13 protein-coding genes are annotated in these 14,939 nt (G+C 43.9%); 12 read left to right on the plus strand and 1 reads right to left on the minus strand.

Features of this window, described 5'->3' with window-relative positions:
• The first annotated feature begins 125 nt into the window (after positions 1–125).
• Positions 126–899 carry a divergent polysaccharide deacetylase family protein gene (locus GC093_RS22815; RefSeq protein WP_376768674.1) on the plus strand — a complete coding sequence of 258 codons (774 nt, stop codon included), beginning with the start codon at positions 126–128 and terminating at the stop codon, positions 897–899.
• 26 nt (positions 900–925) lie between these two features.
• Here GC093_RS22815 and GC093_RS22820 read toward each other — a convergent pair whose 3' ends face one another.
• A complete protein-coding gene (locus GC093_RS22820) occupies positions 926–1,624 on the minus strand; it encodes an N-acetylmuramoyl-L-alanine amidase family protein (protein WP_171654216.1) in 699 nt (232 codons plus the stop codon).
• 230 nt (positions 1,625–1,854) lie between these two features.
• Between GC093_RS22820 and lonB the strand changes: the two genes are divergently transcribed.
• From lonB to cobA, 11 genes are all read left to right on the plus strand, one after another.
• A complete protein-coding gene (lonB, locus tag GC093_RS22825; protein ID WP_171654217.1) occupies positions 1,855–3,558 on the plus strand; it encodes an ATP-dependent protease LonB in 1,704 nt (567 codons plus the stop codon).
• Between the two features lie 200 nt (positions 3,559–3,758).
• A complete protein-coding gene (gene lon / locus GC093_RS22830) occupies positions 3,759–6,092 on the plus strand; it encodes an endopeptidase La (RefSeq protein ID WP_171654218.1) in 2,334 nt (777 codons plus the stop codon).
• 40 nt (positions 6,093–6,132) lie between these two features.
• Positions 6,133–6,789 (plus strand): ribosome biogenesis GTP-binding protein YihA/YsxC, encoded by a 657-nt coding sequence (yihA, locus tag GC093_RS22835; RefSeq protein WP_171654219.1) that lies wholly within the window; start codon positions 6,133–6,135, stop codon positions 6,787–6,789.
• A 327-nt stretch (positions 6,790–7,116) separates the two neighbouring features.
• A complete protein-coding gene (locus GC093_RS22840) occupies positions 7,117–7,704 on the plus strand; it encodes a non-ribosomal peptide synthetase module (protein ID WP_171654220.1) in 588 nt (195 codons plus the stop codon).
• A 351-nt stretch (positions 7,705–8,055) separates the two neighbouring features.
• On the plus strand, positions 8,056–8,457 hold the full coding sequence (gene speD / locus GC093_RS22845) for an adenosylmethionine decarboxylase (RefSeq protein ID WP_171654221.1): 402 nt from the start codon (positions 8,056–8,058) through the stop codon (positions 8,455–8,457).
• Between the two features lie 147 nt (positions 8,458–8,604).
• Positions 8,605–9,135, plus strand: a complete 531-nt coding sequence (locus GC093_RS22850) for an S-adenosylmethionine decarboxylase (RefSeq protein ID WP_312886597.1) — start codon at positions 8,605–8,607, stop codon at positions 9,133–9,135.
• Between the two features lie 163 nt (positions 9,136–9,298).
• On the plus strand, positions 9,299–10,693 hold the full coding sequence (hemA, locus tag GC093_RS22855; RefSeq protein ID WP_171654414.1) for a glutamyl-tRNA reductase: 1,395 nt from the start codon (positions 9,299–9,301) through the stop codon (positions 10,691–10,693).
• 21 nt (positions 10,694–10,714) lie between these two features.
• Positions 10,715–11,539 carry a cytochrome C assembly family protein gene (locus GC093_RS22860; protein ID WP_171654222.1) on the plus strand — a complete coding sequence of 275 codons (825 nt, stop codon included), beginning with the start codon at positions 10,715–10,717 and terminating at the stop codon, positions 11,537–11,539.
• A 160-nt stretch (positions 11,540–11,699) separates the two neighbouring features.
• Positions 11,700–12,413 (plus strand): precorrin-2 dehydrogenase/sirohydrochlorin ferrochelatase family protein, encoded by a 714-nt coding sequence (locus GC093_RS22865; RefSeq protein ID WP_171654223.1) that lies wholly within the window; start codon positions 11,700–11,702, stop codon positions 12,411–12,413.
• A 37-nt stretch (positions 12,414–12,450) separates the two neighbouring features.
• Entirely contained in the window at positions 12,451–13,389 is a 939-nt protein-coding gene (gene hemC, locus GC093_RS22870) for a hydroxymethylbilane synthase (RefSeq protein WP_171654415.1), read from the plus strand.
• Positions 13,390–13,394: 5 nt separating this feature from the next.
• Entirely contained in the window at positions 13,395–14,927 is a 1,533-nt protein-coding gene (gene cobA, locus GC093_RS22875; protein ID WP_171654224.1) for a uroporphyrinogen-III C-methyltransferase, read from the plus strand.
• The last annotated feature ends 12 nt before the right edge of the window (positions 14,928–14,939 follow it).

Consider the following 14,939-nt stretch of genomic DNA (forward strand, 5'->3'; position numbering starts at 1 on the left):
CGAAGGGTAGACGCTGCTTTTTTTATTTTATTCATGGATGAATACGATTAAGACTAATAACAAATAACATAGGAAAAGCATTCGCTTACGATACAAGTTTTACTATTTGCTAGGAGGAGATAAGGATGTACCTGAAAAAGAAATGGTTGATTATGATTTTAGTATCCATGTATATGATTATGGCGTCATCCAGCGCTACACAAGCAGTCGCCGAAGAGGGGGTGCTGACGAACAAGAGAATAGCAGTGGTAATCGATGATCTTGGTAACGACATGCTCGGCACTCGTGAAATGATAGAGCTCCCGGTTCCGATTACTGTTGCTGTAATGCCATTTTTACCGACCACGCGGCGTGATGCAGAATGGGCCCATCAATTGGGGCATGAAGTACTTATTCATATGCCTATGGAGCCTGTACGTGGTAAGAAAAGCTGGCTGGGCCCAGGTGCTATCACAACGGATTTATCAGACGAAGAGATTCGTCAGAGAGTGTTAGCAGCCATAGAAGAGGTGCCTTTTGCAATTGGGATGAACAACCACATGGGCTCCAAGGTGACGGCTGATGCAAGAATCATGCGAATTGTTCTGCAGGTTTGTAAGGAAAAGAATTTAATATATCTGGATAGTAAAACTACCTCCAAGAGTGTGGTAAAACCTATAGCAGTTGAGCTTGGTGTGAGAATAGTGGAAAACAACATTTTCATGGATGATGTTTATACACGTGAACATATCTCTAAACAGGCGGTAAAGGTGAAAAAGCATGTAAAAGATAATGATACAACCATAGTGATCGGTCACGTTGGTCCACCGGGAAAAAACACAGCTGCCGTTTTGAAACAGTCTGTTCCCACTATACAGGAGCTAGCTCAATTTGTGACAATTTCGAAGCTGGCTCCTTAACGGGTCCAGCTTTTTTAATGAAATTGTTATTTTTCCAAATAATGAGTGACTCCAGCTACGATAGCTTCGGCTAACTTTTTCTGTTTTTGAGGCTGCATCATTTGCTCCCGGTCAGAGGAGTTGGAAATAAACCCCATCTCAACAATCACAGCTGGTACATGAACATGCTTAAGCAGGAAGTAGGGCTTTCCAAGAACCGCTTCAGTTGTCGTACCGTACATGCTATTCAACGATTGTTGTATAGATTCGGCAAGCTGTTTACTGGACTCTGTTTTTTGAGACAGGACGAGCGGACCTCTTCTGGAGCTGTTTTTAGACCAGTTGACATGAAGACTTATGAGTACCTTGGGGTGAATTTCATTGGCCAGATGGCTTCGTTGAGCCAAATCTTTGAGGTGTCTTGAGCGGGCCCTCAGCCATCCATTTTCTTCACTGAGGGCATAGTCACTCATGCGGTTAACCAATACCGTAAGTCCTTTTTCACGAAGTAGATTATAGGTCAGCTGAGCCATCTCAAGGTTAATGTCCTTTTCATAAATATTTCCATACAAAGTGCCGCTATCAATTCCGCCATGTCCTACATCAATCAGAACATCGACGTCGGTTACGAAAGGGTTTCTAAGGAATGGATAAGGGGCAGATACTTCCTTTGCGGTTGCGACCTGGCCTATGCTTACTGTACCAATTGACAAGATTAGAGTGATTAAAAGCATTATACGACGCATGACCAAATTCCTCCGATCGAAGATTTTTCTATTCTATATCGTTCTCCAGTGGCATGATATCATTCATGTTTGAAAACTTTCTCAATATGGGATTAATGCTACCTTAAGAGGGGAATACTACCAGGAAGATACAACTTGTAAACTGTGTTTGCGTTTGCTGGCTTTTATAAAAAGTTTAGTATATCGCAGGTATAGTAATTTTTTGCGAAAATTTTCAGGAGGTTTTCCCTATGAATATCAGTGTGATTTTGATGATTATCCAATTGTTTTTTGCTATTGTTATCGGGTTGTATTTTTGGAATTTGCTGCGGAATCAGCAATCTAATCGAACGGCAGTTGACAAAGAATCGAAGAAGGAGCTTGAAAAGCTTAGAAAGCTGCGCTCCATTTCTTTAAATAAGCCTTTGGCTGAGAAGACGAGACCCAGCTCGATGATGGATATCGTCGGTCAAAGGGAAGGTCTGCGTGCCTTGAAGGCTTCCCTATGCGGCTCTAACCCACAGCATGTGATTATTTATGGTCCTCCGGGTGTTGGCAAGACAGCGGCAGCGCGTGTAGTGCTAGAGGAAGCTAAGAAGAATGCTGATTCACCTTTCCGTCAGGATGCTAAATTTACTGAAGTCGATGCTACAACGGCACGCTTTGATGAACGTGGCATTGCCGATCCGCTAATCGGATCTGTTCATGACCCCATTTATCAAGGTGCAGGAGCAATGGGAGTAGCAGGTATACCTCAGCCGAAAGCCGGTGCTGTAACCAAAGCGCATGGGGGAATTTTATTTATTGATGAGATTGGTGAATTGCATCCTCATCAAATGAATAAATTATTAAAGGTGCTGGAGGATAGGAAGGTATATTTAGAAAGTGCGTATTACAATTCAGAGGATACGAACATTCCTGGATATATTCATGATATTTTCCAAAATGGGCTGCCTGCAGATTTTCGTCTGGTAGGTGCAACTACACGTAACCCAAGTGAACTGCCGCCAGCCATCCGATCACGTTGTATGGAAATTTTCTTCCGCCCATTGCTGCCTGATGAAATCGGGAAAATTGCTATTAATGCTTTGATAAAAATTGGGTTTCCTGATAATACAGCGGCAGTAGAAGTTGTAAAAAGGCATGCCACTAATGGACGTGAGGCTGTAAACATCATTCAGCTTGCAGCGGGTATGGCATTAACGGATGGTCGTAAAGAAATGACGGTTTCGGATGTGGAGTGGGTGGTCAACAGCTCGCAAATTCCTCCAAGACCAGAACGGAAAATCGGATCGAAGCCTGAGGTTGGTTTTGTTAACGGATTAGCAGTGTATGGACCAAATTTGGGGACGATGCTTGAGATCGAAGTCACTGCGATACCTGTTTTGCAGGCTGGCACCGGCAAGTTTACTATTACCGGAGTTGTCGATGAGGAAGAGATGGGTGGAGGCTCCAGAACGATTCGTCGCAAGAGCATGGCTAGAGGGTCCGTTGAAAATGTGCTTACAGTGCTGCGCCGTCTAGGAATTAACCCTTACAATTACGATCTGCATATTAATTTTCCAGGGGGAACGCCAATCGATGGTCCTTCCGCAGGAGTATCGATGGCAACAGCCATCGCTTCAGCTATTAAACAAATACCGGTCGATAATCATATAGCAATGACAGGAGAAGTTGGGATTCATGGAAAAGTGAAGCCAGTTGGAGGTGTGGTGGCAAAAGTAGAGGCTGCTTTCCAAGCAGGTGCGACCAAAGTAATCATACCAAAGGAAAATTGGCAGGAAATATTCAGCGGATTAAACGGGCTTGAAGTCATACCGGTTGAATCCGTAGAAGAGGTTCTTTCTATAGCATTGGGAGTTGAGTTAACTGTGCTTCCAACTATCTCAACGGCTCAGCCGGATTTGCTTCCAACCGCTTCAGTCACGGTTCTACATGCCGATGGGTTGGAGTAGCTAGAAGTTGGAATTTCTATGGGGTTAGGGCCGATTGGTGTTTTGAAATTAATTTTGATAAAATGTAAATTATAGCAAGCAGGTTATTCTTCATATACCTCAGCTTGTGCTGGCGAAGTAAACTTTGCGAAAGCGAAGTTCGGCAATTGCTTACGAAGTAAACTTTTGCTTTAGCAAAGTTCTAGGGGGGGTGCTCCAAGATGGGATCGAACAAAATGAAGGTGCGGCGTGTGCCTTTACTTCCATTGCGCGGGTTGCTCGTTTATCCGAGTATGGTGCTGCATCTGGATGTTGGCAGAGAGAAGTCGGTGAAAGCACTGGAGAAATCCATGGTAGACGACAGTATGATACTTCTATGCTCTCAGTCTGAAGTAAATATTGAAGAACCTTCAACAGAAGATATATATCGAATAGGAACCATTGCAAAAGTTAGGCAAATGCTTAAGCTGCCGAACGGTACAATTCGTGTTTTGGTTGAGGGTGTCGTCCGTGCTGAGATTACCGAGTTTTTAAATAATGATGAATATTACGAAGTGCAAATTAAGGAATTACCTGAACAGGAAACCTCTGATCCTGAGATCGATGCCTTAATGAGGACTGTGCTGAATCAATTTGAGCACTATATTAATCTGTCGAAGAAGGTAACGCCAGAAACATTAGCCGCGGTTTCGGATATTGATGAACCAGGTCGATTAGCAGATGTAATCTGTAGCCATTTATCTTTAAAGATTAAGGATAAACAGGAAATATTGGAAACTATAGATGTAAAACTGCGGTTGGAAAAGTTGCTCGGCATCTTGAATAATGAACGTGAAGTTTTGGAGCTAGAACGTAAAATCAGTCAGCGTGTCAAAAAGCAAATGGAGAAAACACAGAAAGAATACTATCTCCGCGAGCAGATGAAGGCTATTCAAAAAGAGCTGGGTGATAAAGAGGGCCGTGCTGGTGAGGTTGAGGAGCTTCGTTCCCAGCTTGCTAGTACGGATGTGCCAGAAAAAGTTAAAGAAAAGATTGAGAAAGAAATCGATCGGCTTGAAAAGATGCCGGCAACCTCTGCTGAGGGAAGCGTAATTCGCAATTATATCGATTGGTTATTAGGAATTCCTTGGAATAACTTTACCGAGGATGATTTGGATATTAATAGAGCTGAAGAAATTTTGAACGAGGATCACTACGGATTAGAAAAGCCGAAGGAACGAGTTCTGGAGTACTTGGCCGTACAGCAGCTGGTCAAGAAGCTAAAAGGCCCTATTCTTTGTCTAGTAGGCCCTCCAGGTGTGGGTAAAACCTCGATCGCACGTTCAATTGCTAGATCGCTTGGTCGCCAATTTGTCCGAATTTCATTGGGCGGCATCCGGGATGAAGCGGAAATTCGCGGGCATCGCCGCACCTATGTGGGAGCCATGCCGGGTCGTATCATCCAAGGGATGAAGAATGCAGGCACATCCAATCCGGTTTTTTTATTGGATGAAATCGACAAGATGGCGATGGATTTCCGCGGAGACCCTTCTGCCGCTCTGCTGGAAGTGTTGGATCCCGAACAAAATGGTACCTTCAGCGATCATTATATCGAAGTGCCATTTGATTTATCCAATGTAATGTTTGTTACCACAGCCAATGCAGTTCATAATATTCCGCGGCCATTGCTTGATCGTATGGAAGTGTTATATATTCCTGGTTATACAGAGATCGAGAAGCTGCATATCGCTAACAACTATTTGCTGCCCAAACAGCAAAAGGATCATGGACTGCAGGATGGGCAATTGAACATTGAAGAACCGGCACTTATGCGGATTGTTAGAGAGTATACACGGGAATCGGGTGTACGTAACTTAGAGCAGCAGGTTTCTGCTATATGCCGAAAGGCTGCCAAGCAATTAGTTTCGGGTCAAACGAGCTCTGTTCAGGTTCACGTGGATAATGTTAAGGATTTCTTGGGACCTTCCAAGTATCGCTATGGAATGGCGGAGGAGTATGATCAGATTGGAGCGGTTACCGGACTTGCATGGACTGAAGTCGGAGGAGATACGCTAGTGATCGAGGTTACGGTAATGCCTGGCAACGGTAAGCTGACGCTTACAGGTAAGCTTGGGGATGTAATGAAGGAGTCTGCACAGGCAGCATTTAGTTACACTCGTTCCCGTGTCGAACAGCTTCGAATTCCTCCTGATTTCCATGAGAAGGTGGACATTCACATCCATATACCGGAAGGCGCCATTCCTAAGGATGGACCTTCAGCCGGCATTACAATGGGGACTGCGCTAATTTCGGCATTGACGAATATTCCGGTTTCCCGCGAGGTTGCGATGACAGGTGAGATTACCTTACGTGGACGTGTACTACCGATTGGCGGATTGAAGGAGAAGAGCTTGGCCGCGCATCGTGCAGGTATTCGCAGAGTCATTATTCCCAATGATAATGTTAAAGATATTGAGGAAATTCCGGAGAGTGTTCGTCGCGAGCTTACTTTTATCCCCGTTTCCCATATGGATGAAGTACTTGAACATGCACTAGTTAAGCCGGTTCAAGTTTAATTAGAATATAGTTTCAACCAAAGAAAGAGTGAAGGTCACAATGAAGGTTAATCAAGCTGAATTTATTATCAGCGCGGTTGGTCCGAGTCAGTATCCTCCCGATGCCTTGCCGGAAATTGCTCTGGCAGGGCGTTCGAATGTCGGAAAGTCATCACTGATCAATCGGATGATCCAGCGCAAGAATCTTGCTAGAACCAGCTCTAAGCCGGGTAAAACCCAACAGCTCAACTATTATAAAATCAATTCGGACTTATTTTTCGTTGACTTACCAGGTTATGGTTATGCTCAGGTTTCCAAATCCAAACGTGAAATCTGGGGGAAGTTTATTGAACAGTATTTAATGCACCATGAATATTTAAAGCTAGTGTTGTTAATAATCGATTTGCGGCATCCTCCTTCTAAGGATGACCAGATCATGTATGATTGGCTGAAACATAACGGTGTGCCTATGTGTGTGGTTACAACGAAGGCTGATAAAATCACAAAAGGTCAATGGCAAAAGCATGTGAAAATTGTTAGAGAGACGCTTCGCATGGAAAAGCATGAGAGGCTGGTATTGTTTTCGTCTGAGCTCGGAGTGGGTAAGGACGAGCTATGGGAAATAATTGAGCAGGAAATCAGTAAGGAAATCGAGGAAGAACTTGAAGAAGGACTTGAAGAACCAGAAGAACCTGTTCTTAACGACATCATTGAATAAGCCTAACCTAGCTGTACAGCCACGGAGCTGTGCAGCTTTTTCATATTAAAATAGAATAAACATACGCATTTTGGTTCATGATGTTAGAATAAAAAGATTATCTATTCTTGTGATTACAGTAGGGATTCGCAGAACTTGGTAAGGGAAAGTGAGGGATTTAAATAAAATCTTGAAATCCTTCAAGGAAAAAGCGTTTTTTTCTGGAATTCAACGGAATTCAATGAAATACTGGCAGGAATATTAAATATTTATGTAGTATAATGTATATAGCACAGTAGAATAAGAGTTAGGCTTCAAGGTTCGAAAATAAAGAATCGAGGGATTTTTATGGCAATGAGGTTAGCGACTGAATATGTCAAAACCTGCCTACAATTAACGGAAGCCGAAATGGCTCTGTTTATTCAAATGTTTGTTGACCATCAAGCTTCTCTGCAAGTCAGAGTACTTGAAAACGGAAACCAAGAGGTGGTACTGCTGGACGATGCAGGTCAAGAAATTGTCCTCTCGTTCGAACGAAAGTTAGGCGCTTATATTTGCCAAGGCTCATGCAGGATTACAAACAAAAATTTAGTTAATTTGATGAGAAAAGCCGTTGCTTCTTTTAAGGGAAGCGCAACTGTGCATCGACTTTATGAAACATACACCATGATTTATGAATACGAACAAGGAACGGTAGTCAAAATTGTGGAATATAAGGAAGGCACCGGTAAAGTCATTTACGAATACAAGGACACTATCGGACAACTGAACAGACTATTCCTTAGAAATGAAGTGGAGCAACAGATTGGACGTATAAGACTCCAAATTAATCATTTGCTTGATTTAAGAAATGACATTCAAGAACTTGCCGTACGCGAACAAATTGATGTCCGACTGCAAAAGCTGGCGCATGAATTGTTCGTACTCGAAGCTTAATTATATAACTCATTGTAAATACAAACTCCTCTGGTTGTGTTCAAGCAACGGTGAGGAGTTTTTCCTTATGCCATAAATTCGATTAAATTCTATTCACTTGTAGGGTGTTATTAACATATGTTAGACAGTGGTTTAGGAAAGTTCTGCTAGTAAAAAGAGTGGCTATAAAAAAAGTGTTGCATTTTTGGTCAATAGATGTTATTTTTATTCTCGTTGAAAACAAAATAGGAACCAGGATTCACTCAGGACATTGAATGTTGCGAGAGATAACTCCCTCGGGAAGTGAATGACGTAGGTCCTAGCGGATGAAATTTTTCAAACATTTTATTCCTAGGAAGGGGGAACCGAGAGATGGAATATTCAACTTTCGGAAGACACGTTGCTGTAGATACTTGGGGGGTCGACTTTGATCTTCTCAACAATGCAGAATGGTTACAAGCGCAAATGGTGGAGGCTGCTGAGGCATGTGGGGCGACCGTAATGTCGGTTCAATCCAAACAATTTGAACCACAAGGTGCAACAGTGTTAGTACTATTATCGGAAAGTCATCTATCCATTCATACTTATCCTGAGAAAGGTTTTGCTGCATTGGATTGTTATACATGCGGTGAAACAGTTGATCCTCAGTTGGCTATCGATTACATGGTCTCCGTGTTGAAACCGGAAACGACGCATGCGAAGAAGCTGATACGTGGTATGGGCGAGCTCGTTGTGGAAACACCGGCTATGAAACAAGCACAGTTGACTAAATAAATATAATAGTAACTCGAACTCGAGTAATGGTAACCACGGAGCTTATCCGTGGTTATTTGTTATTTTAAAGAGGATTTTTTATCAGATCCTCCCATACACTAAACAAGTAGGCTTGGATTACTTAATGTGCTCAATGGGGGGATTGCGGTGAGACGTAGAAGAAAGCTGCTCTTATATGCGTTTTTATTTTTTTTGGTCTGTTGGCCTTTGTACTCCATTAATAGCATAATAACTAGCAGTCATTCGGAAAGGCAGGATGCAGGTAAACTGTTATATCAAGTATCCTTGTTTCAAATGGAGCTGCTGGGAAGTTTTTTGCATGATGCCAATCAGACGCAAGGCACCGAAGGCTTGGATATGCTTCGACAGGCTATATATACGGCAAATTTTACTCACGAGCATCTTGTTCTTGCCTATGGCCAAGATGAGCTAATCCCGCTAGGAGGGCTTACACAGTTAATGCAATATGTGGTGCGACTCCAGATTGGCGGTCAGCGACCTTTGAAAGCAGATGAATCACAGACACTGGATCAAGTTCGCAAGCAGTATGCCGATTTGTATGATGCTTATGGAAAATTGATGTCTGCAGATCATAAGATAGTTTCATCGCAAAATGAGAGATTAATTAAAACTGATAAAGCGATGACTGAACTGATTAAGAAAAAGCTGCTGCAGTAAATAGCTTACTAATCCAGATTCGGTATAAAGCAGTTGAAAAAAGCTGAAAATAGAGTAGTCAATAAAAATCTGCTTTCACATATTATTCAAAAAATTTGTCGGAGCAGTTCGTCATTATATGCTATACTGTTTTCAGACTCAAGAGGAGGGGCAGGTGACACCTATGCAAATCGTTGTGGCAGGCTTAAATTACCGGACAGCGCCGGTAGCAATCCGCGAGAAATTTACTTTCTCTGATGGAGATCTTGCGCAAGCGTTGAAGGAGCTTAAAGAAACGAAATGCGTTATGGAATGTGTCATCGTTGGCACCTGTAATCGGACAGAATTATATGTCGTTTCCGATCGTGAGCATATTTGCGATCACTATTTGCGTGGATTTATCGAGAAATGGTTTGGTATTCCCCGCGATCAATTCAATAAGCATCTGTACATATATGAAAATGAGAAAGCAATTGATCATTTGTTTCATGTAGCTAGTGGGCTTGATTCGATGGTGATTGGGGAAACGCAAATATTAGGTCAGGTTAAAGATGCTCTCCAGCTAGCACAGCAGGAGAAAACGACTGGCATAATGTTTAATACTTTGTTCAAGCAAGCTGTAACGATGGCGAAACGTGCCCATACAGAAACGGGCATTGGCGACAATCCGGTTTCCGTTAGCTACGCAGCAGTAGAACTAGGTAAAAGGATTTTTGGCAGCTATGATCATAAGAAAGTTATGATTGTTGGTGCAGGCAAAATGAGTGAACTAACCGTCAAGCATTTGTATGCAAATGGTGCGGATAAGGTTATTGTTGTAAACCGGACTTTAAGCAGGGCTCAAGAGCTTGCGGATAAATTTAAAGGTGTGGCCTGTTCTATGGACAAGTTGCTTCAATATTTGGAGGAAGTCGATATAGTTATCAGCTCTACCGGATCAGCCGATTTGGTATTGTCCCGTGAGCAGGTGGCAGGTGTATTGCAAAAACGCCGTTCTAGACCGCTCTTCATGATTGATATCGCAGTCCCGCGTGATCTGGATCCGGCTATAGGAGAACTGCCGAATGTATTTTTATACGATATTGATAATTTGCAAACGATAGTGAATAACCATTTGCAGGAACGGCGAAAAGCAGCTGTCGTCATTGAGGAAATGATCACCGAGGAAAAGCAGGTATTTGAACAATGGACGAAGACCCTAGGTGTGAGCCCAGTTATTCAAGCACTGCAAGCTAGAGCTGGTTTGATCCATGAAGAAACGATGGACAGCTTGATGAAGAAGCTTCCCGATCTGGAAGAGCGGGAGTTAAAGGTCATTCGTAAATTAACCAAAAGTATAGTTAATCAAATGCTTCGTGATCCCGTTAACCGCATCAAAGAAATGGCAGCCGAACGACACGGTGATGAGGCTTTGGAGTATTTCACCAAAATATTTGCGCTTGAGGAGCAAATGGCACAGCGGGAGCAAGAGGAGCAAACAGCCCGCCAGCTTGCAGCAGACGGTGCCCATGATCGTTGGAAGGAAGAACAACTAACGAAAGTTCCAATGAATTCTGCCGATGCCTTGGCCAAATCGTAATCGGAAGAGGTGCATTGGTCTATGGTTACGAAAAGCTGGTTATACGATGCTATAATTTATATATACGCCCTGAGCCTTCTGTTTTACTTCTCGGACTTTGTCGGTTCGAATCGAAGTGCAAAACGGATGGGTGCAGGGTTGCTTTCTTTTGTATGGGTTTTGCAAACGGTCTACTTGATCTATAGCTTGATCGAGCATAATCGAGCGGATGCCTATTCACTGTTCGAAACATTGTTTATGCTTTCTTGGCTGCTTGTTACAGTCTCACTGATAGTTAACCGTTTTTTTCGTATTGAATTATTTGTTTTTTTTGTGAATGTAATAGGTTTTGCGGTGTTGGCTTTGAACTTTTTCAGCAATCCGAAAGTATCGCCAACACTTGCTTCTTGGAAAATAAGTGATGAACTGCTTTTTATCCATATTAGCTTGTCGATCACAAGTTATGCTGCTTTTGCCATTGCAGCCGTATTTTCTTTCATGTATTGGTTTTTGCACCGCCAGCTTAAGGGGAAAAAGTGGTCGAAGCTGATGCAGCGGCTGCCGAGTCTAGATAGAACAGATCAATACGCATATATTTCGGTCATTATGGGTGCTCCATTATTATTACTAGGCCTATCGCTAGGTATCGTTTGGATTGTGTTAGAGGGAGATATGAGGTTGTTATTTGACCCTAAAGTTATCAATTCCTGGTTTGTACTCTTGGCGTATGGGTTTTATTTGTTTCAACGACTGCTGCTGAAGACGCCTGGTGACAAGCTCGCGCTTTGGAATTTGGCTGCATTTCTCATCGTTGCATTGAATATTGTATTTGCTAACTTTTATTCGACTTTTCATCAATGGTCTTAACCGTTAGTAAAAGAGAACAAAGACTAGCAAGTACTTAAATAGCTAGTTTTGCTAGAGAAAAGCTAAGTGGATGCTTGCGTGGGAAAACTTCGCTCAAGTGAAGCTCCGTAGATGCTTACGAAGATAGCTTAGGTAAAGCGAAGCTCTAAGGAGGTTTCAATTGAAAGAGCGAAGGAATAAGAGCTACTATCCTTTGATGCTTGATATAATTGGGAAGCCTTGTGTAATCATTGGTGGTGGCGCAGTAGCGCAGCGTAAAGCCGAGTCATTAATAGAGGCGGGCGCTAGGATAACGCTCATCAGTCCTGCATGTACGGAACAGCTTGAGGAGTGGGCTCGGGTTGGACATGTTACGATATTAAAAAAACAATACCAGGCTGGGATGCCAGAGCTGCGAGAAGCACTCTTGATATTTGCGGCAACGAATCAAGCGGAAATCAATGCTGCTGTGCGTTTGGAAGCAGAATCAATGGGCAAGCTTGTTACAGTAGCGGATGATTCTGAACGAAGCGGTTTTATTGTTCCGGCAGTTGTTCGTCGAGGAAAGCTGGTGATCTCTGTATCCACTGCAGGGGCAAGCCCTGCCGTAGCTAAGCGGGTACGTCACGAGCTGGAGAAGACATACGGTGAAGAGTATGAGGTATATCTAGAGCTGCTGCATGAGCTGCGTGTGTTGATAAAAGAGAAGGTAAGGGATACGGTCGACAGGCAAGTGATATATAAATCGATGCTGGAATGGGAACTGCTTGGTTGGATTCGTTCCGGGGGCTTCGTCTCTTCGACTAAGCGGGAGCTTATGGAACATATTGCAGCTGACCCAACGCTGGCTGGAATGAAGCAGCTGGATAAGTGGATTCGAGAGCATTCTCAATAAAGGCTATATACATACAAGGAGTAAGGAGATGAGTACTTTGCGTAAAATTGTAGTTGGTACTAGACAGAGCGCACTGGCTCTGACGCAGACGGGACAAGTGGTGGATCACTTGCGCGAATTATGCAGGGAGCATGGCATTGAATGCGAGTTTGAGATAAAGAAAATAGTTACTAAAGGCGATCAGATACTAGATGTAACCTTGTCCAAGGTAGGCGGCAAGGGATTGTTCGTTAAAGAAATAGAGCAGGCACTTATGGACGGCGAGATCGATATGGCTGTGCACAGCATGAAGGATATGCCGTGGGATCTGCCAGAAGGACTTGTGATCGGTGCTGTACCGTTGCGTGAGGATCCACGGGATTGCTTGATCACACGAGGAGCTGCTAGCCTTGATGAGCTGCCTCAAGGGGCCAAGGTCGGCACGAGCAGCTTGCGCCGCTCTTCCCAATTGCAGAACTATCGCCCCGATCTTAAGATCGAATCGGTCCGTGGAAACATTGATTCGAGGCTTAAAAAGCTCGAATCGGAAGGCTTCGATGCGATAGTGCTCGCAACCGCCGGCATGCGCCGGATCGGCTGGGTAGATCGCATCAGTGCATACCTGCCGCCCGAGGTATGTCTCCCTGCCGTAGGGCAGGGAGCGCTCTGCATCCAATGCAGAGGCGGCGATGAGTACGTGCTTGAGTTACTCAAGCACTACAATAATGAGCCTACAGCTCTTGCTGTAGCAGCTGAGCGGAGTTTTCTTGGCAAGCTGAACGGAGGCTGCCAAGTGCCCATCGGTGCTTACGCAACTATCAACACCGAGGCTGGCAGAACTACTATCACAATGACGGGGATGGTTGGTTCACCTGATGGCGAACAGATGCTTAAGGATACAATGACTGGAACCGATCCTGGCAAGTTGGGAAGTGAATTGGCGGATGCTTTAATTGCAAGAGGCGCCGCTGAAATATTGGCCATAGTGAGGGGATGAGTGCGATGAATAAAGGTGTCGTATATCTCGTTGGAGCAGGGCCGGGAGATCCGAAGCTTATAACGGTTCGGGGATTGGAGGCCATTCAGCGCGCTGACGTCGTAGTATACGACCGATTGGCGAGTCCAAGGCTTCTGAAGCATATGAAGCCAGGAGCGGAGAAGATATTTGTTGGCAAGCTGCCGGACAAGCATATGCTTAAGCAAGAAGAAATCAATCAGCTATTAGTTGATTTAGCTCTCCAAGGTAAGATCGTGACCCGTTTAAAAGGGGGGGATCCTAGCGTATTTGGACGTGTTGGAGAGGAAGCCGAGCTCCTTGCAGACAATGATATTCGGTTTGAAATTGTCCCAGGCATTACTTCGGCTATTGCAGTTCCGGCTTATGCAGGTATACCGGTTACTCATCGTGATTTTACTTCCTCCTTTTCAATCGTGACTGGACATGAGTATCAGAACAAAACTTATAGCAGCGTGAATTGGGAAAATTTATCTCAGGCTTCAGGAACACTCATTTTCTTAATGGGTGTTGCGAACTTGGAATTTATAAGTAATAAGTTGATTGAAGGCGGCAAGGCATTAACGACGCCGGTAGCTCTAATCCGTTGGGGAACTTGGATGGAGCAGGAGACTCTGACCGGAACTCTTACGGATATAGTTGAGAAGGTTAGAGCGGCGAACTTCCAATCCCCAGCTGTTATCATTGTCGGAGATGTGGTAAAGCTGCGTAATAAACTGGCTTGGTTCGAGAAGAAGCCATTGTTCGGACGACGTATTCTTGTTACAAGAGCCCGCAGCCAGGCAAGTGAATTAGTAAGCCAGATCGAAGAACTAGGCGGAGAAGCTGTTGAATTTCCAGTTATTCGTACTCAAGCACCTACAAAGTCCGATGCTATAGTAGCTTTGACAGAAGCACTACAACGTTTATATGAATTTGATTGGATCATTTTTACAAGTGTTAACGGTGTTGAGCAATTCTTTGAGCAATTACGACTCAATCGCATCGATGTTCGTACACTTGGTAAAGCTCGCATTGCTGCAGTTGGTCCCAAAACAGCTGACGCGTTATTTAACCGCGGTTTGTTAGTTGAGGCTCTTCCAGCCAAGTTTCAAGGGGATGAGCTGCTTTCTTCAATTGAAGCGGATTTAAAGTCGGGACAACGCGTGTTATTAGCAACAGCGGATATTGCCAAGGAATACCTGCCTGCCAAGCTTCGTGAAAAAGGGCTCACCGTAACTGAGGTAGATGTTTACGAGACCGTGCTGGAGACAGACGGAGGTACTGAAGTGATTGAGCTGCTGCAGCAAAAAGCTATTCATATTATTACTTTTACCAGCTCATCTACTGTAACGAATTTGATTCGCGCGCTTGAGGAGCTTGGAACTCCTAACCCGCTGGAGCTGTTGGCTTCCTGTGAGATTGCTTGTATCGGTCCAATGACGGCGCAAACTGTTCAAGAGGCCGGGTTATCCGTGGATTATATGGCTGAAGATGCAACCGTTGAATCGCTAGTTGCTAGTTTATATAAAGGCAAATAAGTAGGGCATACG

It is taken from the genome of Paenibacillus foliorum (assembly GCF_013141765.1).
GTDB lineage: Bacteria > Bacillota > Bacilli > Paenibacillales > NBRC-103111 > Paenibacillus_S > Paenibacillus_S foliorum.